At 69.5% G+C, this 22,549-nt stretch carries 25 protein-coding genes; 7 read left to right on the top strand and 18 right to left on the bottom strand.

Features of this window, described 5'->3' with window-relative positions; genetic code table 11:
- Positions 1-26 precede the first annotated feature (26 nt).
- Positions 27-1,448 carry a sigma-54 dependent transcriptional regulator gene (locus tag GQ57_RS12235; RefSeq protein ID WP_031400174.1) on the top strand — a complete coding sequence of 474 codons (1,422 nt, stop codon included), beginning with the start codon at positions 27-29 and terminating at the stop codon, positions 1,446-1,448.
- A 133-nt stretch (positions 1,449-1,581) separates the two neighbouring features.
- Positions 1,582-2,088, top strand: a complete 507-nt coding sequence (locus GQ57_RS12230) for a hypothetical protein (RefSeq protein WP_031400173.1) — start codon at positions 1,582-1,584, stop codon at positions 2,086-2,088.
- A gap of 30 nt (positions 2,089-2,118) precedes the next feature.
- Here the strand turns inward: GQ57_RS12230 and GQ57_RS12225 are convergent, their stop codons facing one another.
- Positions 2,119-2,613 carry a hypothetical protein gene (locus GQ57_RS12225; RefSeq protein ID WP_034197987.1) on the bottom strand — a complete coding sequence of 165 codons (495 nt, stop codon included), beginning with the start codon at positions 2,611-2,613 and terminating at the stop codon, positions 2,119-2,121.
- 378 nt (positions 2,614-2,991) lie between these two features.
- Between GQ57_RS12225 and GQ57_RS12220 the strand changes: the two genes are divergently transcribed.
- Positions 2,992-3,669 (top strand): response regulator transcription factor, encoded by a 678-nt coding sequence (locus GQ57_RS12220; RefSeq protein WP_031400171.1) that lies wholly within the window; start codon positions 2,992-2,994, stop codon positions 3,667-3,669.
- A gap of 25 nt (positions 3,670-3,694) precedes the next feature.
- Here the strand turns inward: GQ57_RS12220 and GQ57_RS12215 are convergent, their stop codons facing one another.
- Positions 3,695-5,248 (bottom strand): methyl-accepting chemotaxis protein, encoded by a 1,554-nt coding sequence (locus tag GQ57_RS12215; RefSeq protein ID WP_034197986.1) that lies wholly within the window; start codon positions 5,246-5,248, stop codon positions 3,695-3,697.
- A gap of 249 nt (positions 5,249-5,497) precedes the next feature.
- Here GQ57_RS12215 and panE point away from each other — a divergent pair, with 249 nt between their 5' ends.
- Positions 5,498-6,445: a 2-dehydropantoate 2-reductase gene (gene panE, locus GQ57_RS12210; RefSeq protein WP_034197985.1), complete on the top strand. Its 948-nt coding sequence runs from the start codon at positions 5,498-5,500 to the stop codon at positions 6,443-6,445.
- A gap of 104 nt (positions 6,446-6,549) precedes the next feature.
- Here the strand turns inward: panE and GQ57_RS43315 are convergent, their stop codons facing one another.
- The 10 genes from GQ57_RS43315 to GQ57_RS12165 form a co-directional block, all read right to left on the bottom strand.
- On the bottom strand, positions 6,550-6,696 hold the full coding sequence (locus GQ57_RS43315; RefSeq protein WP_174923098.1) for a hypothetical protein: 147 nt from the start codon (positions 6,694-6,696) through the stop codon (positions 6,550-6,552).
- 194 nt (positions 6,697-6,890) lie between these two features.
- Positions 6,891-7,475 carry a nucleotidyltransferase family protein gene (locus tag GQ57_RS12205; RefSeq protein ID WP_034197984.1) on the bottom strand — a complete coding sequence of 195 codons (585 nt, stop codon included), beginning with the start codon at positions 7,473-7,475 and terminating at the stop codon, positions 6,891-6,893.
- Positions 7,476-7,577: 102 nt separating this feature from the next.
- Positions 7,578-8,216: a M15 family metallopeptidase gene (locus GQ57_RS12200; RefSeq protein WP_052001270.1), complete on the bottom strand. Its 639-nt coding sequence runs from the start codon at positions 8,214-8,216 to the stop codon at positions 7,578-7,580.
- A gap of 189 nt (positions 8,217-8,405) precedes the next feature.
- Positions 8,406-8,801, bottom strand: a complete 396-nt coding sequence (locus GQ57_RS12195; protein WP_034197982.1) for a type II toxin-antitoxin system VapC family toxin — start codon at positions 8,799-8,801, stop codon at positions 8,406-8,408.
- Positions 8,798-9,037 carry a type II toxin-antitoxin system Phd/YefM family antitoxin gene (locus tag GQ57_RS12190; RefSeq protein ID WP_010089452.1) on the bottom strand — a complete coding sequence of 80 codons (240 nt, stop codon included), beginning with the start codon at positions 9,035-9,037 and terminating at the stop codon, positions 8,798-8,800. The genes GQ57_RS12195 and GQ57_RS12190 overlap by 4 nt, the downstream gene beginning before the upstream one ends.
- 106 nt (positions 9,038-9,143) lie before the next feature.
- A complete protein-coding gene (locus tag GQ57_RS12185) occupies positions 9,144-9,827 on the bottom strand; it encodes a Fe2+-dependent dioxygenase (RefSeq protein WP_034197981.1) in 684 nt (227 codons plus the stop codon).
- Entirely contained in the window at positions 9,824-10,579 is a 756-nt protein-coding gene (locus GQ57_RS12180) for a tetratricopeptide repeat protein (protein WP_034197980.1), read from the bottom strand. The genes GQ57_RS12185 and GQ57_RS12180 overlap by 4 nt, the downstream gene beginning before the upstream one ends.
- 3 nt (positions 10,580-10,582) lie before the next feature.
- Entirely contained in the window at positions 10,583-12,823 is a 2,241-nt protein-coding gene (locus GQ57_RS12175; protein WP_031400163.1) for a TonB-dependent receptor, read from the bottom strand.
- A 243-nt stretch (positions 12,824-13,066) separates the two neighbouring features.
- Positions 13,067-13,513, bottom strand: coding sequence for a hypothetical protein (locus GQ57_RS43040; protein WP_160257518.1), 447 nt, complete (start codon positions 13,511-13,513; stop codon positions 13,067-13,069).
- A gap of 224 nt (positions 13,514-13,737) precedes the next feature.
- The gene (locus GQ57_RS12165) at positions 13,738-15,033 is read right to left on the bottom strand and encodes an aspartate carbamoyltransferase (RefSeq protein ID WP_031400161.1); all 1,296 of its coding nucleotides are present in this window, start codon (positions 15,031-15,033) and stop codon (positions 13,738-13,740) included.
- A 232-nt stretch (positions 15,034-15,265) separates the two neighbouring features.
- On the opposite strand from GQ57_RS12165, the gene GQ57_RS12160 reads away from it, so the two are divergent.
- Entirely contained in the window at positions 15,266-15,400 is a 135-nt protein-coding gene (locus GQ57_RS12160; protein ID WP_009688930.1) for an entericidin A/B family lipoprotein, read from the top strand.
- Positions 15,401-15,485: 85 nt separating this feature from the next.
- Here GQ57_RS12160 and GQ57_RS12155 read toward each other — a convergent pair whose 3' ends face one another.
- The 3 genes from GQ57_RS12155 to GQ57_RS12140 all read right to left on the bottom strand — a co-directional run bounded on the left by GQ57_RS12155 (position 15,486) and on the right by GQ57_RS12140 (position 18,185).
- The gene (locus tag GQ57_RS12155) at positions 15,486-16,058 is read right to left on the bottom strand and encodes a hypothetical protein (protein WP_031400160.1); all 573 of its coding nucleotides are present in this window, start codon (positions 16,056-16,058) and stop codon (positions 15,486-15,488) included.
- A gap of 191 nt (positions 16,059-16,249) precedes the next feature.
- Entirely contained in the window at positions 16,250-17,200 is a 951-nt protein-coding gene (locus tag GQ57_RS12150; protein WP_034198025.1) for a DMT family transporter, read from the bottom strand.
- Positions 17,201-17,390: 190 nt separating this feature from the next.
- A complete protein-coding gene (locus GQ57_RS12140; protein ID WP_031400157.1) occupies positions 17,391-18,185 on the bottom strand; it encodes an AraC family transcriptional regulator in 795 nt (264 codons plus the stop codon).
- A 170-nt stretch (positions 18,186-18,355) separates the two neighbouring features.
- Here GQ57_RS12140 and GQ57_RS12135 point away from each other — a divergent pair, with 170 nt between their 5' ends.
- Together GQ57_RS12135 and GQ57_RS12130 are read left to right on the top strand one after the other, a co-directional pair.
- The gene (locus GQ57_RS12135; protein ID WP_031400156.1) at positions 18,356-19,189 is read left to right on the top strand and encodes a molybdenum cofactor biosynthesis F family protein; all 834 of its coding nucleotides are present in this window, start codon (positions 18,356-18,358) and stop codon (positions 19,187-19,189) included.
- A complete protein-coding gene (locus GQ57_RS12130; RefSeq protein WP_034197977.1) occupies positions 19,186-19,992 on the top strand; it encodes an SDR family oxidoreductase in 807 nt (268 codons plus the stop codon). The genes GQ57_RS12135 and GQ57_RS12130 overlap by 4 nt, the downstream gene beginning before the upstream one ends.
- 269 nt (positions 19,993-20,261) lie before the next feature.
- Here GQ57_RS12130 and GQ57_RS12125 read toward each other — a convergent pair whose 3' ends face one another.
- The 3 genes from GQ57_RS12125 to GQ57_RS12115 form a co-directional block, all read right to left on the bottom strand.
- Positions 20,262-20,744: a cupin domain-containing protein gene (locus tag GQ57_RS12125; protein ID WP_031400154.1), complete on the bottom strand. Its 483-nt coding sequence runs from the start codon at positions 20,742-20,744 to the stop codon at positions 20,262-20,264.
- Positions 20,745-20,821: 77 nt separating this feature from the next.
- Complete coding sequence (locus GQ57_RS12120) at positions 20,822-21,514, bottom strand: dihydrodipicolinate reductase (protein WP_034197976.1); 693 nt, start codon at positions 21,512-21,514, stop codon at positions 20,822-20,824.
- A gap of 266 nt (positions 21,515-21,780) precedes the next feature.
- A complete protein-coding gene (locus GQ57_RS12115; protein WP_031400152.1) occupies positions 21,781-22,548 on the bottom strand; it encodes a DUF4410 domain-containing protein in 768 nt (255 codons plus the stop codon).
- Between the last annotated feature and the right edge of the window lies 1 nt (position 22,549).

The raw sequence follows: 22,549 nt of genomic DNA, 5'->3' as shown, positions 1-22,549 counted from the left end.
CAATCAACCTACACGACGAGGCCATCGTGAACCATTGCTGCCAGATCAGGGTGTCGGGCCCGCAGGATCTCGAACGCGAGGCGGGCGCGGCGCCGTTCGTCGCCGTCCGGCGCAACCATGTCGTGCCGGCGCGGCCGCTCGTCTATCTGTCGCAGCAGCACGATGCCGCGCTCGTCGACTGTCTCGCGTCGCGCGGCTGGGACGTGTGGCGCGCGAAAACCGTTGCGGACGCACTGAATCTCGTCAGGGCGAACCGCCCGCATGCGGGCGTCGTCGATTTTGCCAGCTTCGGGTCGCCCGACGTCGCGTCGTTCGAGGCGCTGCTGCGCGACCCGCGCGTCGGCTGGGTCGCGCTCGCGGACGACGAGCGGCTGCGCGACCTCGCGATCGCGCGCCTGATCCGTCATTGCTGTTTCGACTTCGTGCGCAATGCGACGGCCTACACCACGATCGGCTATCTGGTCGGCCATGCCTACGGGATGCTGAAGCTGGCCGACGGCGCCCCGGCCGCCGATGCGGCGCCGCCCGGCGGCGCGATGATCGGCTCGTGCGAGGCGATGCGCCGGCTGTTCGCGACGATCCGCAAGGTCGCGAACACGGATGCCACCGTGTTCATCGCCGGCGAATCCGGCACCGGCAAGGAGCTGACGGCGGCGGCGATCCACCAGCAGTCGATGCGCGCCGAGGCGCCGTTCGTCGCGGTGAATTGCGCGGCCATTCCGTCGACGCTGCTGCAGGCGGAGCTGTTCGGCCACGAGCGCGGCGCGTTCACGGGCGCGCACCAGCGCAAGATCGGCCGGATCGAGGCCGCGCACGGCGGCACGCTGTTTCTCGACGAGATCGGCGACATGCCGTTCGAGAGCCAGGCGAGCCTGCTGCGTTTCCTGCAGGAAGGCCGGATCGAGCGGCTCGGCGGGCATGCGTCGATTCCGGTGGATGTGCGCATCGTGTCCGCGACCCACGTCGATCTCGAAGCCGCGATGCAGGCGGGGCGGTTCCGCGCCGACCTGTACTACCGCCTGTGCGTGCTGCGCATCGACGAGCCGCCGCTGCGCGTGCGCGGCCGCGACATCATGCTGCTCGCCGACCATGTGCTGCGGCGCTATCGCGGCGACAGCTCGCACCGGATTCGCGGCTTCCTGCCGTGCGCGGTCGAGGCGATCCACAACTATTCGTGGCCCGGCAACGTGCGCGAGCTGATCAACCGGATCCGCTTCGCGGTCGTGATGACGAACGGCCCGATGATCTCGGCCGCCGATCTCGAACTGCACCAGTACACGTCGGGGCAGCCGCCGACGCTCGCGGAAGCGCGCCGGCAGGCCGAGCGGCACGCGATCGAGGAAACGCTGCTGCGCCACCGCCACCAGCATGCGGATGTCGCGGCCGAGCTGGGCATCTCGCGCGCGACGCTGTATCGGCTGATGACCGCGCACGGGCTGCACGGCTGACCGGCCCGCGCCGCCGCTCAAGACCGCGCGGCGGCCGCCGTTAAGACAGGAAACGGCCCGTCCGGACCGCCGGCGCGATGCGACGCGACGCGCGCGGCCGGCACGCGGCGCATCCCGCTTATCCGAGGTTACCGTGGCAGAGTGCAGTCACTGCGGCAGGACGTTCCTGGCCGGCGGGCGGACGATCGACGGCCGCCGCTATTGCCGTCCGGCGTGCGCGCACGCGCATCCGATCGTCGTCGAGGCCGAGCGCGTGCCCGACGCGAAGGTCTGGGAATACGTGCACGACTGGCGTTACGGGCCGTGCCCGATCTGCCGTCGCGACGACCTCCCGGTCGATGTCCATGCGTCGCATCGCGTCGTGTCGCTGCTGTTCGTCACGCGCTGGGCGACGCAGCGCCACGTGTGCTGCCGGCGCTGCGGCCGCAGGAAGCAGGCGGTCGCGCTGCTGGCGTCGGCCGCGTTCGGCTGGTGGGGGCTGCCGTGGGGCGTCGTGCTGACGCCGATCCAGCTCGTGCGCAACGCGCTCGGGCTGGCCGCGCGCGACCCGGAGGTCGCGACGCGGCAGTTCGAGCAGCTCGTGCGGCGCAAGCTGGCGGCGCGCCGGTTGCGGCACGCGCGGCCGGGCGCCGGCGCCTGATCGGGCGGCCCGGCGCGCCGCGCGGCGGGCTCAGTCGGCCGGCCGCTCGAACCCCGATGCGACCCAGCGCCCGGCGCTGGCCTTGTTCAGCCTGAAGCCGGCCGACACCTTCGCGTCGGCCAGCGGCTCGCCGTACGGATCGAAGGCCTTGAGCTGCGCATACGGCTCGAACTCGTCCGGCACGATGTCGAGCGTCACCGACACATCCTGCCCGTTCTCGTCCTGGACGGTCACTTCCTTGTGCAGCATCGCGCGCCGCTGCTGCTCGTGCCGCATCAGCACCTCGGTCGCGGTCTTCACGAGCGTGCGGAACGCGTTCGCGTCCATCGGCTTCGGGTTCTTCTTGTCGCGGCCCATGGTCCACGGCCCGACGAGCGCGGGCTCGGCCTCGCCGTCCTTGATCATCTCGACGGCCCAGCCGTCGTCGTCTTCGTTCTTGATGATGCGGGCCGTCCAGCCGTTGTCGCGCCAGAGGCCGCTTTCGTGGATGGAGGTGTCGTCGGATTGCAGGTCGGATTCGGTCATGGGGAAAGCGCGGAGTACGGGCAGCCGGTGAACGGGCGGCGTGCGCGCGGCATCGGCGCGGCGTCGCCGCCGGCGAGCCCGGCGTGGCATGCAAAGGATGCGATTTTACCTGCTGGCCGGCCGCGTGGCCCGTGCCGCGCGCAACGCCGGCCATTCGGCCGATGGCGGCCGACGCCGGCCGCCCACCGCGTGAACCGGCGCAAATATCAAACTCGTATTACGTCCCCGACGCCCGATCCAGATGCCGTCCGATATCCCGCGTGCGCGTGGCTTCCTAGAATCGACCTTCGGGCTAAAAATATCCCGAACGTCCTTTCAACGCCAAGCCGGCCGCGCGCGCTCCGCGTCGCGCGGCCGGTGAACCACCTGGAACTGCGCATGAGGAAATTCAATGTTCGCATCGTCTTCGCGTACGACTGGCCGCTGACGCTGGCCGGCATCGAGCAGGTCGCGGGCGGCACCTGCGCGATCGAGCTCGTCGCGGTCTACCGCACCACGGCCGAACTCGTCGCGACGTTCGGCGGCGTCGATTGCGATGTCGTGCTGATCGACTACGCGATCCCCGGCGAGGGGCACATGGACGGCCTCGCGCTGCTCGACTGGCTGCGGCGCACACGTCCGGAAGTCGGGATCGTCGCGCTGGTCGCGAACGAGAATCCGCTGATCTTCCGGTCGATCCTCGCGCTCGGCGGCGTGAACGTGGTCAGCAAGTTCGACGAAGTCGGCCATATCGTCACGGCCATCCACGCGAGCTACAGCGGCGGGCGCTACCTGTCGCCGCGCGTGAGGCGCACGGTCGATGCATTCGACGAGCGCCGCGAGGCGCCGGTCAAGCTGTCGGCGCGCGAGATCGAGGTGATTCGCCTGTATCTGTCGGGCGTGCCGATCAAGACGATCGCGCAGCGCCTGAGCAAGGGCAAGCAGACGGTCAGCGCGCAGAAGATCAGCGCGATGAAGAAGCTCGGCGCGAACAACGACGTCGAGCTGATCCAGCGGGCGGCCGGGCTGGGGCTGGGGGGCGGGGCGGCCGCGCCGTCGTCCGGCGCGGCGGTGTGAGTCCGCGCGCGCCGCGCGGGTGCGATCAGGCCGGCAGCGCGAACCGCGTGACCGCGTCGCGCAGCGCTTCGGCCTGATCGCGCAGCGAATGCGCGGCGGCCGCGGCCTCTTCGACGAGCGCCGCGTTCTGCTGCGTGACCTGGTCCATCTCGCCCACCGCGCGATTGACCTGCTCGATTCCCGCGCTTTGCTCGCGCGACGCATGGCTGATCTCGTCGAGGATCTCGTTCACGCGCCGCACCGACTGCACGATCTCGGCCATCGTCTCGCCCGCGCGCGTGACGAGCGTCGCGCCGTGTCCGACCGTTTCGTTCGACGATTCGATCAGCGACTTGATCTCCTTCGCGGCCGTCGCCGAGCGCTGCGCGAGCGAGCGCACCTCGGCCGCGACCACCGCGAAGCCGCGGCCCTGTTCGCCCGCGCGCGCCGCCTCGACGGCGGCGTTCAGCGCGAGGATGTTGGTCTGGAACGCGATCCCGTCGATCACGCCGATGATGTCGCCGATCTTGTGCGAGCGGTCGGTGATTTCGTGCATCGTGCGCACGACGTCGTCGACCACCGCGCTGCCGCGCGTCGCGACCTGGGCGGCCTGGTCGGCGAGCGAGGCGGCCTGCGCCGCGCTGTCCGCGTTCTGCTTCACGTTCGCCGTCATCTGGTCCATGCTCGATGCGGTCTGCACGAGCGCGGCCGCCTGTTGCTCGGTGCGCTGCGACAGGTCCGTGTTGCCGGACGCGATCTCGCTCGCGCCGACGTTGATGTTCTCGGTGCCCGTCCGCACCCGCGACACCATGTCGATCAGCCCGCCCTGCATCGTGTGCAGCGCATGCAGCAGGCTGCCGTGATCGTCGTGCTTCACGGTCATGCGCGCGGTCAGGTCGCCCTGCGCGATGCGCTGCGCGGCGTCGAGCGCGGTCTCGAGCTCGCCGCCGAGGTTCGCGCGCACGCTTTTCAGCACCAGCACCATCACGGCGGTCGCGATCCCGCCGAGCACGGTGGTCATCGCGAGCCAGCGGCCGACGCTCGCGAGCACCGCCGAGTGCACGTCGTCCATGTACATGCCCGTCACGATGTACCAGTCCCACGGCGCGAAGCGCTGCACGGCGCTGGTTTTCTCCTGCGGCTTGTCGGCGCCCGGCTTCGGCCACAGATACTCGACGAAACCCTTGCCGCCTTCCTCGTTGCCGGCCTTCACGATCTCGACGAACAGGTGCTTGCCGTTCGGATCGGTGAAATTCGACACGTCCTTGCCGTTGAGTTCGCTCTTGATCGGATGCATCACGATCACGGGCTTCGAATCGTTGATGGAGATGTAGCCGTCGGCGCCGTGGCGCATCGCGGCGATCGCCTCGAGCGCCTTCTGCTTCGCATCGGCCTCCGGCAGCGCGTTCTGCTGCGACAGCTTGTAGTAGTGGTCGGTCACGCTTGCGGCCTGCGCGACCAGCGACGCGAGCTGGTCGCGGCGGTCCGAGATCATCGAGGTGCGGGTTTGCCATGCGCCGAGCCCGGCGATCACGAGCAGGCCGAGCCACAGGATGACGATCATCGAGGCGAGTTTCTGATTCAGGGAAAGGTTGCGCATGGTGTGTGGTCGGTCAGTCGAGGGATGCTCGCCGGGGCGGCGTGACGGGATAAGTGTCTTGACGGCGCGAAAGTTATCCCGCCGTAGGCGGGTTATCCCTAGGAACCGGTCCCTCGCAATGCCTTCGACGCCGACGCGGGTATCTATGCATATGCATAAAAAGGGTCGCTATACTGTCGCGTCGAATGTGCGCGCGCCGGATGCCGTGGGCGGCGGCGCGCCGCCGAATGAAACCGAAAGGAGGCAGCGATGCGGATTCTGGTGGTAGGGGCCGGTGCGGTTGGCGGGTACTTCGGCGGCCGGCTGGCCGCGGCGGGGCGCGACGTGACGTTTCTGGTGCGAGACGGCCGCGCGGCCGCGCTGGCGCGCGACGGGCTGCTGATCCGCAGCCCGCACGGCGACCTGACGCTCGCGAACGTGCAGACGGTGCGCGCCGGCGATGCGGGCGCCGGGGTGGCGCCGTTCGACCTCGTGCTGCTGAGCTGCAAGGCGTACAGCCTCGACGACGCGATTGCGTCGTTCGCGCCGTTCGTCGGGCCGCAGACGCTGATCCTGCCGATGCTCAACGGGATGCGCCATCTCGACGTGCTGCGCGAGCGGTTCGGCGCCACGCAGGTGCTGGGCGGGCTGTGCGTGATCGCGGCCACGCTCGATCGCGAGCAGCGCATCGTGCACCTGAACGACACGCACGGCGTGTCGTTCGGCGAGCTTGCGGGCGGCGAGTCGCCGCGCGTGCGCGCGGTGGCCGAGGCGCTTGGCGGCGCGGGCTTCGACACGACGCTCAGCGACGACATCGCCGCGCGGATGTGGGAGAAGTGGGTGTTCCTCGCGACGCTCGCCGCGAGCACGTCGCTGTTCCGCGGCTCGGTCGGCGACATCCTCGCCGCGCCGGACGGCCGCCGTCTGCTCGAAACGATGCTCGGCGAATGCAGCGCGATTGCCGAACACAACGGCCACCGGCCCGACCCGACGGCGATCGAGCGGATGCAGCGGATGGTGCTGACGCCGTCGCCGCTGACCGCATCGATGCTGCGCGACGTCGAGAACCATGCGCGCGTCGAAGCCGATCACGTGATCGGCGACCTGCTCGCGCGCCGCGATCCGCAGGCGGCCGATGCGCTGTCGCTGCTGCGGATTGCGTACAACCACCTGAAGGCGTACGAGGCGCGTACGGCGCGCGAGCACGCGGCCGCTTGAGCGCCGGTGCGGCCGCCCGGGCGGCGTGCGTGGCGCCCGGGAGCGCGCCGGTGCCGTTGGCGGCCGGCGCGCGCGAAGGGTGGCGGAACCGGGTGAACGTACCGCTAGACCGGGTCCTTGCTCGGCGGCCCGTCGGGCTGCTGCGGGTTGTCGTGATGATGGCCCGGCGACGGCGGCGATAGCGGATCGTTTTCCGGATCGCGGTTCGGGTCGGCCGGTGGTTCGGGCGTCGAGGGCGTGTGATCGGTCATGGGGCGCTCGCGGATTGCATGACGGCGGCGGCGCGGCAGGCGCGCCTCGTCTCCGTTATAGGCAATCGGGCATGCGTTTGCAGCCGGATTCTCGTGTTGGGCGCCGATCGTCGGTGAAATTCGCGGATTGATGCGGGCCAGGAGCCTCGGCATGCGATACGACGCCGGCCCGACCCGACCCGGTACGCTTGCGGTCAGCGCAAATCCGCCGGCGTATCGATGTCGCGCAGGATGCCGGGATCGTCCACGTCGAGCAGCCTGACCGGTGCGCCGGCGAACAGCGCACGGGCGCCCGTGTCGCCGTCGAGGGCGGCGAGCGCGTCGAAGTGGTGCGCGGCGAAGCCGACCGGATGGCCGCGCACGCCGCGATGGGCTGGCGCGATGATCGACGCGTCGGCGCCGTCGAGCGCGCGTGTGACGGCTTCGTAGGTGGAGGCCGCGATCCACGGCATATCGCCGAGTGCGACGAGCCAGCCGTTTGCTTCGGGTGTCGCGCGCACGCCGGCCGCGAGACTCGCGCCCATGCCGCGCAGGGCGTCGGGCGCATAGACCACGTGACAGCCGGCGTCGTTCAGCAGCATCGCGAGTTTCTCGGCGCCGGGACGCACGACGGCGATCACGCTGGCCGTGGCGGCCGCGAGATGGCGGGCGGCCGCGACCGCAACCGGGGTGCCGTCGGGAAGCAACGCGAGCAGCTTGCTGTGCACGCCGCTCGGGTCGAAGCGTTGGCCAAGGCCGCCGGCGAGCAGGACGCCGGTGGTGAGTGATGCGTAGGACATCGGCGCGGGGGGAGTGAGGCGATTGCCGGAATTGTGCGAGAGCGAGCGGGGATCGGCAAGTGCGGATGATACCGATGCGCGCCTGTCGGGCCGGCGTTGCGCCTATCGCGCACCTTCGTCGAGCATGCTTTCTTCCACCGCGCCGTAAATTGCGTGCGATTCATTCTGAATGACGGCCCAATAGCGGTCGCCGAACGACCAGTGCCACCATTCCGACGGGTAATTCGTGAAGCCGGCGCCCGTCAGCGCGGCGATCAGCGTGTGACGATGGCGCGCGGCCTTCCGGCTGATGAATGCGTTGTGCGTGTAGCACGCGCCGGACGATTCCCGATCGGTGGCGTCGAGCACGCAGCCCATGTCGAGTTCGGCGCCGTCGGCCGACATCAACGTCAGGTCGACGGCCGCGCCGGTCGGGTGGCCCGCGACGTCGGGCGGCGCGACGTAGTGGCTCGCCAGTTCGTACAGCGTATCGTCGGACGGCGGCGGGTGCAGCGTCGCGCGCAAATGCGCGAGATGGCCGGTGAAGTATTGGCGCTGAAGCGCGGGCGGGCGATAGCCTTCCTTGACGTACAGGCGCAGGCCCGAGGGCAGCGTGTGCGCGGCGGCGACCAGCCGTTCGGCGACGCCGCGCCGCACCTTCCGGAAATGCGGGCTCGCGTTTGCGGCGGCATCGGGCGTGAGGTCCACGGCGATGCGTTCGTCGAATGCGGCGAGATCGACGAACCCTTCATGCGACTCCATCACGGCGATTGACCGGACGGCTGGATCGGAGAGCGGTATCACGATGACGGGGACGCGTGGCAAGACGACGGGGTGACGGGCCACGTGCCGATGCTGCCGCGAGGCGGGGCGGCCGTGGTCGTTTGGTCAGACGAATCGCCACTGTGCCACGGTCCGGCGGAGGACGCGTGGCGGCCGGAGCGGCGGCGCTTACCAGAGCGTCTTGACGTGCGCGTATGCGCGGATTTTCTCGTCTCGCGTGACGAGCGACGCACCCAGCCGCCGCGCGGTGGCGACGATCATGCGGTCGGCCGGATCCTTGTGGAACGTGCCGGGCAGTGCGGTGGACTGCGTGGCGATGTCGGCGTCGACGGGCACGAAGCGCATGCCGTCGATTCGTGCGACGGTGGCGAGCCATGCGTCGACATCCATCGTCAGGGCGAGGCGCTCGTGCCGCACCAGCATCGCGATTTCCCACGCGGAGATCGCGGACGCGGCCAGTGCGCCTTCGCTCCGCGCGCGCTCGATCGCGCTTCGCGCCTTCTTGCTGAGCGAAGGGTCGCCCGCCACCCACCACACCAATGCATGAGTATCCAGCACGATCACCGCGACGCCTCCCAGTCATCTTCCGCAATCGGATCGAGAGGATTGTCGTAGCGCATGACCGAGCCGCGCAATATGTCCAACGGCTGAGCTTCGCGGGCGCGATAGGGGCGGATTTCGAGCGTCGGCTTGCCGTGATCGGTGACGATCAGGCTTTCGCCCGACGCCTCGACGAGCCGGAAGTATTCGAGTGCGCGAGCCTTGAATTCGGATTTCGAGACGGGAGCGTGCGGCATCATGATATGAGCATGGTCATTTGACGATGGTCATTTTAGGCACGGATTCCGACGTGGTGCAAGCGTCGGGAGGGATGGGCGACTGCGCGGCGAGTGTGGCCGCGATGCGCTACGCGTCCGCCCACTTCCTCAACAGGTTGTGATAAATCCCCGTCAACGAAATGACCATCGGGTCCTTCGCGCCTTTCTCGGCGGACAGCGCCTGAATCTGCGTATCGAGCTGGAACAGCAGCGTGCGATCGCCGTCGTCGCGCACCATGCTCTGGATCCAGAAGAACGACGCGACGCGTTCGCCGCGCGTGACGGGCGTCACGTGATGCAGGCTCGACGCCGGATAGAGCACGAGGTCGCCCGCCGGCAGCTTCGCGCGATGCATGCCGTACGTATCCTCGACACACAGTTCGCCGCCGTCGTACGCATCGGGTTCCTCGAGAAACAGCGTTGCCGACAGATCGCTGCGCACGCGGAAATCCGTGCCGCGCAGCAGCCGGATCGCGTTGTCGACGTGCGTGCCGAACGTCTCGCCGCCTTCGTAGCGGTTGAACAGCGGCGGAAACACCTTGAGCGGCAGCGCCGCCGAGAAGAACAGCGGATGGCGCGCGAGCGCGTCCTGGATCGCGTCGCCGACCGCGCGCGCGACGGGCGAGCCTTCCGGCAATTGCCGGTTGCGTTTCGCGAGCGCCGACTGCGCGCCGGACGTCGCATTGCCGTCGACCCATGCGGCCGCATCGAGCCGTTCGCGGCATTGCGCGACCTGCGCTTTCGTCAGTACGCCCGGGATATGAAGCATCATGATGCGGATTCCATGCCGTGCGGCTGCAGTTGCAGCGCCGCCGCACGCAATGCGTCGATCGGCGACGACGCGAGATACGCGTGCATCTTCGCGACGAACGCGGGGGTTGCGGTGGCCGGCACGCGTGCGAGCCAGGCCAGTGCTTCGTCGATGCGGCCGCGCTCGGCGAGCAGCCGCGCCAGGTTGAACTGGCCGCGGAAGTCGCCGGCAACGGCCGCGCGGCGATAGTGGTCGTACGCGGCGTCGCGGTCGACCGGCACGACCCAGCCGTCCTCGTAGAAGCCGCCGATCAGGTTGATCGATTTCGCATGGCCGAGCGCGGCCGCGCGGCGGAACCAGTCGAGCGCGTCCGGGCGGTTCTCGGCGACGCCGTTGCCGAGCGCGAGCGCCGTCGCATAGTTGTACATGCCCCAGTCGAGCCCGGCCTGCGCGGCGAGCCGGTACCAGTACACGGCGACCGGCGCGCACGCGGCCGTGCCCCAGCCGAACTCGTAGCAGCGGCCGAGCATGTTCATCGCCATCGGGTGGCCGGCCCGCGCCGCGTGCCGGAACCAGTTGAACGCGGCGGCCGGATCGCGCGCGACGCCGCGGCCGTCGAGCAGGTACTGCCCGTAGACGGCCTGCGCCTCGACGATGCCGTTGTCGGCGGCCGCCGCGACCCACGCGGCGGCACGCTCGGGCGGCCCGGCCAGGATGTCGGCGAACTCGCGCGGCGATACCTGCGCGAGCGCCTTCAGCGACACGGCCTCCATCGATCAGTAGCGCGCGTTCAGCGTGACGAACGCCGAGCGGCCCGGTGCGATCGACGCGTAGTGCGCCGGATACGCCTGGTCGAAGTAGGTGCGGTTGAACAGGTTGTTCACGTTCAGCTGCAGGTCGAGCTTCTTGTTGATCCGGTACTGCGCCATTGCATCGAAGCGCCAATAGGACGGCACCGCGTGCTGGTTCGCGGTGTCGCCGAACACCTGCGACATGTAGAACGCGCCGCCGCCGACGGTGAACTTCGGCGTCACGTCGTAGTTCGACCACATCGTGAAGCTGTGCTTCGGCGTGTTCGGGAACTGCTTGCCGTTGTTCGCGACGTCCTTGCCGTTGTCGCGCAGTTCGCTCTTCATGTACGTGTAGCCGCCGAACACTTGCCACTGCTTCGTGAGCTGGCCCGCGACGCCGAGCTCGAGACCCTGCACGCGCTTGTTGCCGACCATCGCGTACTGGTTGTTCGGCAGGGTCACGCGCGCGTTCGTCGTATCGATCTGGAACAGCGCGGCGGTGAGCGACAGCTTGTCGTTCAACACGTTCCACTTCGTGCCGACCTCGATGCTGCGGTTTTTCTCGGGCGACAACTGATCGGCGTTCGAACCGACGCCGCCGCGGCCCGGCGTGAGCGATTGCGTTTCGCTGCCTTCGCCGAGCAGCATGCCGGCCGGCGTCGACGACGTCGCGTACGACGCGTAGATGCTGCCGTTCTGCGCGGGCTTGAACACGAGGCCGGCCTGCCAGTTCACGAGCGTGTCGTCGCGCGTGGTGGTCTTGCCGCCGTTGGCCCGGGTGTCGGTGAAGCGGGTCGAGTAGTCGTCGACGCGTACGCCGCCGTTGACCTGCCAGCGCGGCGTGAGCTCGATCGTGTCGAAGCCGTAGATCGACTTCGTCACGGTGCGGGCATGCGAGTAATCGTTGTTGCGCTTGACCGAGCCGGCCCACGGGTCGCTGGGGTTCGGCGACCACAGGCTCGTGCAGTTGTAGCCTGACGCCGCGCCGATACCGTTCTGGCAGATCTTGCCGTTGCCCGCGGCGACGTTGTACGTGTCGCGTTTGCCCCATTCGCGCGACAGCTCGATGCCGGTCGTGAAATTGTGCTTGAGCGGGCCGGTGCGGAATTCGCCGAACAGCTCGGTCTGGTTCGCGATGCTGTTGATCGCGCTGTTGCGGGTGTTCGCGCGCCGCCAGACCTTGCCGTTGACCACGTTGCCCTGGCTGTCGTCGGGCTGCGTCCAGATGTAGTCCTGGGTGGATTCCGTGTAGCGCGTGGTGTTGCGGACCGTCAGCGACGGCGTGATGTCGTGCTCGATCCGGAGCGTGCTGATGTCCGACGTCGTCTTGCGGAAGTCGCGGTCGATCAGGCCGTAGAAGTTGTGACGGTCGACGGGCGCCGGGCCGTCGGTGGCGACGCCCTTCGGGAGATTGAAGCCGTAAAGGTACGGAATGCCGCCGTCAGGCAGGTCGTCCGTCGACAGGTGGTAGTAGCTCGCGGTCACGCGCGTCGGCGTGCCGAGGCCGAACGCGATCGACGGCGCGACGCCCCAGCGCTCGTTGTTGACCGCATCGCGGCCGGCCACGTCGTTGTTGTGGCTCATCAGGTTCAGGCGGAACGCGGCGTGTTCGGCGAACTGCCAGTTGCCGTCGGCCGTGAAGCGGCGATAGCGGTCGGTGCCGAGGCCCGCGCTCGCGGCGGCCGTGGTGCCGAGGTGCGGCGCCTTCGTGATCAGGTTGATGCTGCCGCCGGCGCCGCCGCGGCCGCCGAACGCGCCGTCGGAGCCCTTGGTGATCTCGACGCGCTCGGTGTTGAAGATTTCGCGCGTCGTGGCGCCCGTGTCGCGCATGCCGTCGATGAACATGCTGCCCTGCGTGTCGTAGCCGCGGATGAACGGGCGATCGCCGAGCGGGTTGCCGCCTTCGCCGGCGCCGAACGTGATGCCGGGCACGGTGCGCAGCGCCTCGGTCAGCGTCGACGCGCCGCTGTTCCGGATCAGTTCCTGCGGGATCACGGTGACGGATTTCGGAGTGTCGACGAGCGGCGCCGTGAATTTCGCGGAAGCGGAAAAGTCGGCCTTGTAGCTGTGCTCGCCCTTGCCCTGGACCTCGATCGGCGCGAGATGGCCTTCGGTGCCGGCCGGTGCCGGAGGCGGCGCGCCGTCGGCGAACGCGGGGCTCGCGGCGAGCACGCTGCACAGGGTGGTGAGTTTGCCGAGCTTCAGCTCGTCGGAACGGGACTTCATGTTGTGCTTCAACCTCGTGGTGTGGCCCCGGGGCGGTGTGTTGCCGAAATGTGCACGGCGCCGGGAATTATTACGATTTGTTTTCAGGCGGCATTCTATGTAATTTCAAGTTAAATGAGAAGCGTTCTTGTTTATATTTGTAAGGAAATTGTTGACGAAGGTGGTGGGCAGGGCGGAAGGGGCGAGCTGAATGGCCGAAGGCGACGCGCATTCCGGCCGGCGAGCGTGACGTGTTCGGGCGGGCTATCCTGCCTGGCGGTTGGCTTTGGCCGGGAACCCTCGGCGGAGGCCGGGCGAGAGGCCGGAGACGTCGATTTCGACGTCCGGCGCGACAGGATGTCCGCCGATTCGACGCACTTCGAATGACCCTTGCCGCACGAACGTCATTGCCGAACCGCTGCGGCGCGAGCCGAGGGCGGCCGTGATCGAGTGGCCCGATGCGTCGAACGTCGAAACGTCAAACATTGTTTCTGTCCACGACCGGTTCCGCGGAAACATGATCGGGCGTGGCGGTATCGCCTGGCGGATGTCGGCGAGAGCGGCTGCGGCGGGGTGTCGAGCGGCGTGTCGTGCGGTGCAGCCGATTCGATGGCGGATGCCGTCGACGGCGCTGCGGGAAATGCGTATCCGCGCTTTCGTGCGCGCGTCCAAGCTGCGGGCTTCGACGGTCTTATCGTCGGCGCGGCCCACGCGAACGGCCTGAGCGCCGCCGAACGACGGCGCGCGATTCGATGCGAGGGGGCGTCACGCGCCCGATCCGTGGCCGCGATGGCGCCCGGTTGCGACGCGCGTCGGTCACGCCGAAATTGAAAAACGCGCCGTGCAAGGCGGCGCGTTGCGTGTGTTTCGTGTCGGGCAGGTTCGCCCGCCGGGGCCGACGCGATGGCGGGCGGGCGCGGGCGATTCGATGCGACTCAGTCGACGCCGTGAAACACCGCATCCTCCGGCCCGAGGTACGCCGGCGGGCGCCACGTCGCGTCGCGCATCGAATGCTGGACGAGGTTCTCGACGCCGAGCAGCACCGCGAAGATCGCCATGCGCACCGGGATGCCGTTGTCGGTCTGCCGGAAGATCGCGAGGCGCGGGTCGCGGTTCAGGTCGACCGACAGGTCGTTCGCGCCGGGGCGGCTGTCGCGCGGCAGCGGGTGCATGATCAGCGTGTCGGGCTTGCAGACCGAGTCGACCAGCGCCTGGTTGATCTGGAAATCCGGCGTGTAGCCTTCGAACGATTCGTCGGTGAAGCGCTCCTTCTGGATCCGCGTCGCGTAGACGACGTCCGCGCCGCGCAGCCCGGCCGCGAGGTCGGTCGTCTGTTCGACCACGTGGCCGTTCGTCGCGATCTGGTCGACGATGTAGGCCGGCATTTCGAGTGTCGGCGGCGACACGAGCGTGAACTTCAGCCCGCGGTACAGCGCGAGCAGCTTGACGAGCGAGTGCACGGTGCGGCCGTACTTGAGATCGCCGACCAGCGCGATGTGCGCGCCGTCGACGATCTTGCCGAGCCGCGAGAACTCGCGCTGGATCGTATAGAGATCCAGCAGCGCCTGGCTTGGGTGCTCGCCGGGGCCGTCGCCGCCGTTGATCACGGGCAGGTTGGTCGCGCGCGCGAACTCGGCCACCGAGCCTTTCTCCGGGTGACGGATCACGAGTGCGTCGACGTAGCCGGCCATCACGCGGCTCGTGTCGTAGATCGATTCCCCTTTGGCCATCGACGAGAACGTGAAGCCCGTCGTGTCGCACACCGAGCCGCCGAGCCGGCAGAAGGCCGCGCCGAACGACACGCGGGTGCGCGTGCTGGCCTCGAAGAACAGGTTGCCGAGCACCGCGCCCTCCAGCACGCGCGAAATCTTGTGGCGCCGCGCGATCGGCTGCATCACGTCGGCCACGCGGAACAGCGCCTCGACCGATTCCCGCGAGAACTGGTCGACCGACAGCAGTTGCGGCTTGCCTTCGAACAGGAACTGCTTCGCGAGCCCCTGATTGTCTACGCTTTGCGTATAGATGCCGCCATCCGGTTCCGAGCGCTCGACGATTTCCGATACGAAGCGCTCGACGATCTCGGGCATCCCGCGCGATTCCTGCGAATCGTCGGGCAGCAGCCACGTATCCAGTGCTCGGCGGCTGACGCCGATGCGATTGGCGAACGCTTCGCGGGTCATGTTGAGGCGGCGCATGGCGTCGCGGAGGAAGGCTTGCTGGGGAACGGTCATTGGCGGCTCCTGGCAGAAAATATACGCGGTGCGTATATTAGTTCGTGCCACACTGAAGTCAAGGAAAATCTGCGCGAGCGCGCCATGCGGTGTCGCTGACACTCGGCGGCTGCGTACTGGCGCGCGGCGTTCGTCTCCGTATAATCAGGTCAGGCCCCGTGCCCTGCATCGCACGGGCGCCACGCCGCAAACGCTTCGCCCGTCGGGCTTGTCGATTCGAAGGAGAGTGAGAATGACGCGTACGATTGCTGCAATGCTGCTGGTGGTGACCGCCGCACTCGCCGGTTGCAATACGGTCGCCGGCATGGGGCAGGACATTTCGAAGGGTGGTCAGGCGATCAGCGATACGGCTGAAAAGGCCAAGTAAGCCGACCGGTTCCGGAATGCGAAAGACGCCGGGCCGTCCCGCGATCGCGGGGCGGCCCGGCGTCTTTTTTTGTCGGCCGGCGGCGCTACGCGTGTTCCACGAATGCGTAGCGGCCCGCGACCTTGCGCGGCGTGAACCAGCCGTAGTCGGGAAACATCCGGTTGCGCACGAACCAGACATAGCCCACCAGCAGGACCGTGACGACGAGGCTCGGCAGCGCGCTCGACGGATCGCGTCCGAGCGCGGCGACGGTCCTCGGCAGTTGCAGCAGCGCCAGCAGGATGAACGCGTGATAGGCGCCGACGCGATGGGTCGCGAAGCCCCAGATGAACAGCAGCGACAGCATCACGGTCAGCGTGAGCAACAGCACGGCGAGGCCGGCGCCGAGCGCGCCGGATACGCCGATGCCGTCGGCGGCCGTCGCATAGTCGTACGCGAGCATCAGGCTGTTCGCGAGCTGGACGATGCCGATCGCGACCAGGATCCGGACGTGCACCTTGTTCTTGCGGCAGCGTTCGGGATCGGGGCGAGACGCAATCAGGCCGGCGAGCACGCGCTCCTTGAGCCCCTGCCCGGACAGGTCGGCCAGCACGTCGGCCTTCCTCGTTCCCGCCGACATCAGCACCGCGATTCTCGTTCTGGCTTCTTTCCTGTTCATTGCGTGGCGTATGGTCGTCCGATGGGCGTCGAAGGTCCCGATCACGCGAATATTGCATCTCGCCGGGTGGCGTGCAACGGTTTTGCGGCGCGCGGACACATTCCTACAATGGCCGGCGCGGCTGCGGGATCGACGGGCCTCGCGGCGGGACGCCACGGCCGTCGTGGCAGCGATGGCGCGACGGGCGCGGGTCAGTCGGTAACGGTCGGCGCCGGGCGGGCCGGCGGTAGCGGCCGCGCGTCGTGTGCCGGGGCGGGTGGCCCGCGCCGCCGCGTCGCGCCGACCAGCATGCCCGCGACGACGAGCGCGATGCCGGCGACCCGCGTGCCGTTGAGCGTTTCACCGAACAGCGCGACGGCGAACAGGACGGCCGACACCGGCGCGACGGCCGTGAACAGCGCGGCCTCGGTGCCGCTCGTGCGCGCCGATCCCGCATACCAGCACAGGTAGCCGAGCACGGTCGGCACCAGCGCGTAGTAGACGATCGCCGACACGGCGCCGACGGTCCAGCCGGCCGCCACCGCGCGCCATTCGAGCGCGGCCGGCACGATGGCGAGCACGAAGCCGAGGCCCGACATCGCGGTGGACAGCGCAAGCGGCGGCAACGGCGCGGCCAGCCGCCGGTTGAGCAGGATGAAGACGGCTTCGCACGCGACGGCGGCCAGCACCAGCGCGTCCCCGGCAAGCGTCCGGAGCGACGGCATCGCCTGGCCGGGCGCGAACGTGACGAACAGTACGCCGGCCGTGGCGAGCGCGGCGGCTGCCCAGTCGCGCGGCGTCTGCCGTTCGCGCAGCACGACGGCCGCGATCAGCGTCGACATCGCGGGCAGCGTGCCGAGCATCACGCCCGCGTCGAGCGGCGACGACAGCTTCGTGCCGCTGATCAGCAGCACCGTATAGCCGACGCCGCCTGCCGCCGCCTGGACGACGAGCAGCGCCGCGTCGCGTCCGGACAGGCGCGGCCAGCGCATGCGCTGCATCCGCATCAGCGCGAGCAGCAGCGGTGTCGCGATCAGGAAACGCAGCGCCGTGGCCGTGAACGGCGGCAGGCCGCCGGCCGCGAGACGGCTCGCGATCACGGTGCTGCCGACGCCCGCCATCGCGGCGGCGAGATAGAGATAGCCGATCAGTCGTGTCTTCATGCGCCGCATCGTCGCGTACGGCGGCGGCGCGCGTCTTGAACGAAATTGCAGCGCGCGCGGGCGAGCGCGACAGGATGCGCGAGGGGCGGCATGCCGGCGCCGCGGGTATCGGCGGCCGCCGCTGCCGCCGAGATCCCGGCCGCGCGGGAAAGCTTGACGCCCGCCGGAATCGCGCGAAGCGGCGGCCGCGTCAAACGGCCTGCATGAACCGCCCCGGCGTGATCCCGAACTGGCGCGCGAATGCGCGCGTCAGGTGGCTCTGGTCGGCAAAGCCGGCTTCGGCCGCGGCATCGGCGATCGGCAGGCCGCCTGCGAGCAGCGCGCGCGCCAGCCGTGTGCGCGACTGGATCAGGTACGCGTGCGGCGTGATGCCGAGTTCGCGCGCAAATCCGCGCAGCAGCTGGAAGCGGCTCACGCCGCTCAGGCCGGCCAGCTCGGCGAGCGAAACGGGGGCGGCCGGCGCCGCGTCGAGCCGCTCGCGCGCGACGCGGATCGCCGGTGCGACGCCCGCCGGCGGCGGCGCGCGGTTCGCGTGTCGGGCGAGCAGCGCGGCGACGAGCATCACGAGCGCCTCGTCGCGGGCGAGCGGCAGGGCCTCCCCGGCGACGATCCGCGCATGCAGCCGGCCGACGGCGGCCGCGAGCCGCGCGTCGCGCACCGCCGGATGGGCAAGCTCGACGCCGCCGAGGCCTTCCTCCGCCGCGACGCCCGCGACCAGCGCGGGCGCGAGATACAGCATCCGCCAGCGCCGGCCCGTGCCGGCCTCGATCGGCGAGCCGTCGTGCATCTCGCCGGGGTTGACCATGATTGCGTCGCCGGCCAGCGCGTCGACCCGGCCGCGGCCACTCCAGGACCGGTGCGCGCCGCTGACGATCACGCCGACCCCGAATTCGTCATGCGCGTGGCGCGGAAACGCGCGGTCGGATTCGAGGCTGATCGCCTCGACGCCTTCGCCGGTCCGTCGGTAGTGGGTGACACGATGCATGTGCGCTCCTCGCGCCGGGCGCGGCGCGGATGACGTGCACTGTAGCGCGTTCCGGCGGCGCACGCCCTTCATCCTTTTGGCCGATACCGCGCGGCGCGCGCAGCCCGCACCATGTGCACATGAGCAGCGTACACGGCCCGCCGGGCCTGAAGCTGCGCGGGAGACGGCAGGTGGAACGACAGGATCCGGTATTCATTCAGGTGGGTGCGCTCGCGGACGGCTTCGCGCCGGAAGCGAACATCCTCACGTCCGTCGACGCGCTCGCCGGGCGCACGCTGGCGCTCGACGACGCATCGGGCGCGTGGCGCGTCTATACGTTCGGGCCGGGCGCGCTGCAGTGGCGCGATGCGGCGAGCGACGCGGGCGGCCGCGAGCCGTGCCGCGTGACGCGGCTGCGCGACGGGCTGTACTTCGTCGACTACATCGACACGGCGGCCCGTGCCACGTCGGTCAGCCTCGTGATCGACCTCGATCAAGGCACCTGGACGTCGGTCGTCGGCACGCTGCCGACCGAAGCCGACACGCGCATCGACGCATTCACGCGCGTCGCGCGCGGGCTGCCGCTGACGGCCGTCGACGCGGCGTTCCGGCACGGCACGCTCGGCGGCCACGGGGGGCCGGGGCCGTTGCACGCGCCGACGCGCGAGCTGATCGGCAAACGCACGATGTACCGCTACAGCCCGACCGAGTGTTACGAACACATCTACCTGAACGAGAATTTCTACGCGTGGCAGTGCCTGCAAGGCGTCGAAGGCGGGCTGGCCGACGTCGACCGCTGCCATTACTTCAGGATTGCAGAGGAGCTGTATCTGTTCGTGTGGCGTGAAAAAGTCGTGCCGACGCTCGGGGTCGTGCTGATCGACCTCGCACAGCGCAAGACCGACGGCAAGATCTTCGGCTATCAGGGCGGCGATTTCGGCACGCTGTCGAACTTTCCGATCGGCGCCCACGCTCAGGTACTGAACCAGACCGTGCACCCGCTCGGCGGCGAGGCGCAGCAATGAACACCGTGCTCGGCAGCGGCCGGCTGCGCGCGGATTTCAGCGGGCGCGTCGTGCTCGTCACGGGGGCCGCACAGGGAATCGGCGCGGCGATCGCGCGCCGTTTCGCGGAGTCCGACGCGTGCGTCGCGCTTGCCGACCTGAACGGCGAGGCCGCCGCCGCGCAGGCCGATGCGCTCGTCAGCGCGGGCGGCGAGGCGCGCGCGTACCGGGTGGATGCCGCCAGTCGCGACGAGCTGGCCGCGCTGGTCGAGGCGGTCGAGCGCGACGGCGGCCGGCTCGATGTCGTCGTCCACAATGCCGCGTATTTCCCGCTCACGCCGTTCGCGCAGATCGACGCGCCGACGCTCGAGCGGACGCTGTCGGTCAACCTGTCGGCGCTGTTCTGGCTCGCGCAGGCCGCATTGCCGGCTTTCGAGCGTGCGGGGGCCGGGCGGCTGCTCGTCACGTCGTCGGTGACGGGGCCGCGTGTCGCCTATCCGGGGCTCGCGCATTACGCGGCGTCGAAGGCCGGCGTGAACGGCTTCATTCGCGCGGCGGCGCTGGAGCTCGCGCGCCGCAACGTGACCGTCAACGGCGTCGAGCCGGGGATGATCCGCACGCCGGCGGCCGGCAATCTCGGCGACGCGTCGGTCGCGGCGCAGATCGCCCGCGACATTCCGCTCGCGCGGATGGGCGAGCCGGAGGACATCGCGAACGCGATGCTGTTCCTCGCGTCGGCCGATGCCGCCTACATCACGGGTCAGACGATCGTCGTCGATGGCGGCGCGACGTTGCCGGAGAGCGGGGTGGTACTGGGTGCGTAGATGAACACGGCGGCCGGCGCGCAGCAGGACGGCAGCGCGCATGCACGGAACCGGCCCGCCGTGTGCCGCGCGTTGCTCGACGCCGCCTGCACGGCGTCGCCGGGCGCGCTGCGTACGAAGACAACGGCCGGCATCGGTTGGCCCGTGGCCGTTTGCTGTCCGCCGCTTCAGCGGACGCGGCGTTCGCACGCCGGCCTCCCAAGAATGCCGGCCATTGGCACACCGGTTCGATCCGGAGGGCCCGCCGACGATGGGCACTCGCGTACGCGTCAGTCCGGCATGCCGTCGTGATCCCCGAGCGGCCGGTCGGGCCAGTCCACCCAGCGGTCCGCGCGGGTGAGCTCGTACGCCTCGTTGAGCGGGTAGCGAATGCGGTTGTCGTCGCGCGGGCGTTCGCCGATCACCATCAGCCTGACTTCGTCCTGCGTGTTGTTGATGAAGGTGTGACAGATGCCGGTGCCGGCCGGAAACGCGACCGATTCCCCTTCGGCAACCGGGTGCAGCACGCCGTCGATCCACACGTCGGGCTTGCCCTCCAGCACGTACACAAACTCCTGCTCGGTGCTTTCCGCATGCGGATAGGATGTGCGCCGGCCCGGAAGCAGCCGCACGTGATGAATGCCGATGCGCGTGATGCCGAGCGCGGCGGAAAGCGGCGCGTCCAGCGCCATGGGCTCGGTGTCGCCGCGATAGCAATGCGCTTCCGGCTCTTCGAGTTCGGTCCAGTGCCTGATGAAGTCGGGGCGGGTCATCGGTTGCGCTCCAGTTTGGGGGGATGTCGAGCGTGGCGGTTCGGGGCCGGCGCCGGTCGTGACCGGTATCGCCGCGGCTACAGCCAGCCGTTCCGGATGAACTCGACGACCGAATAGCGGCGGTGCTCGAGTTCGTGCCGGCGGACGGCGTCGACGATGCGCGACACGCCGTCCGCGTAGGGCGTCGCACCAACCACGCGCGATTCGAGCTGCAGGCTGCAGGCGCCGTCGTCGATACGGATCCGGTGAATCGCGTGGCGGCCGAGCTGGGCGTCGGCGACGGCGAATTCGCCGCGCTGCACGTCCGGGTCGCGCACGGAGCGGATGGCGTCCGGCCGTATGCCGAGCGACCGGCCGATGTCGACGGCCGTGCCGGGGACGGATGTCTTGCCGGCCTGATGCGATTCCGTCAGGCTGATCTCGCAGTCGCGAAACAGGTGGCCGCTCGTTTCCAGTATGCTCATGAACTTGAGCATCAGGATGTTCGTGTTCGGACAGAGCACCACCGGGAAATCGTACGATCCGGCTTCGAGGTCGGAACCGGTCGACAGCTCGACGAGCGGCGACGCGCTGGCCTCGCAGAACGCGATCGCGGCGGGGAGTTCGCGGCCGGAGCCGGCATGCACGACGATCGATCGGGCGTCGCCGGATTGCGCATCGTGTTGCGTGCTGTCCGACCACGGCATCACGCGGCACGTTGCCGGATCGAGCCGGTGCGCGTCGAGCAGTTCGCGCGCCAGCTTGCCGGTTCCTACGACGAGTACTTGCATGGAATTGACGGGTTGAGGTTCGGGATTCGGGGCGGGGAGGCCCGGGCTGACGTTGCGCGACGCGCAACTGCCGGGCGGCCCGGCGCGCCCGCGGCGCACCGTGCGCCGGACCGGTCTCGCGCATTATGCCCGGCCGGCCGCTGGCGCGTGTAGCGGGCCGCGCCGGCGGAGTCGATCGCGTCCGTCGCGTCGATAGCGCCGGCGGCGTCGATCGAGTCAGTCGCGTCAGTCGCGTCAGTCGCGTCAGTCGCGTCAGTCGCGTCGCGTCAGCTCGCCGACACCGTCGGCAGCCACGCGTTCGCCGTGTTCTGCGCGGCGAGCTGCTTCGCGATCGAGCGCGCGAGGCGGTCCGTCACCGACGCCACCGAATCGCGCTTCGCTTCCGATGCGCCGTGCAGGCCGGCGCCGACCGCCGCGGACGTCGCGAGGCGGCCGGCCACCGCGCCGACGCCGGCGGTTTCCACCATGCCGGGCAGGTGGCCGCTGTCCGCGCTGACGGCGAACGTGCCGAGCGCCTGCGGCGCCCCTTGGGCCGGCCGGAACAGCACGGTAACCGACGCGCCCACTTCGCTCTTGCCCGCGCCGAGCCCGATCAGGATGCGGCGGCGGCGGTTGCCGGCGTCGATCGTTTCGAACCGGCCCTCGATCACCAGCGCGTCGCGGCCGTCGGGTGCCGGGCCGCGCAGCGCGGGAATGCCTTGCGACCGGAGTTCGCGCACGAGCGCATCGGCAAGTTGCTCGCGGGTCTTCAGTGCGCTCTGCTGGCGCTGCGCGTCGGCGGACGAGCCGCTTGCGAGGGTCGCAAGCTTGTTGATCATGCCGCCGTCGACCTTGACATCGGTCGCGTCCACGTCGAACGGGGACACATAGACGACGTCCGCCCGAACCGGCGGTTGCGTGCGGGCCGCCGGCGCGGCGGAGGGGGCCGTGGTCGCGGTCGACGCGCAGCCGGTCAGCGCGAGCGCGCCGGCGATCAGCGCGGCGCTGGTCAGACGTTTGGCGTGGACAGCAAGGGTGTGAAGGGAAGTGAACATG

Source organism: Burkholderia sp. MSh2 (assembly GCF_000731655.1).
In the GTDB taxonomy this organism is placed as follows: domain Bacteria; phylum Pseudomonadota; class Gammaproteobacteria; order Burkholderiales; family Burkholderiaceae; genus Burkholderia; species Burkholderia paludis.
Note: the sequence above shows the minus strand (reverse complement) of the source record. Positions and strands in the feature narration are given on the sequence as shown.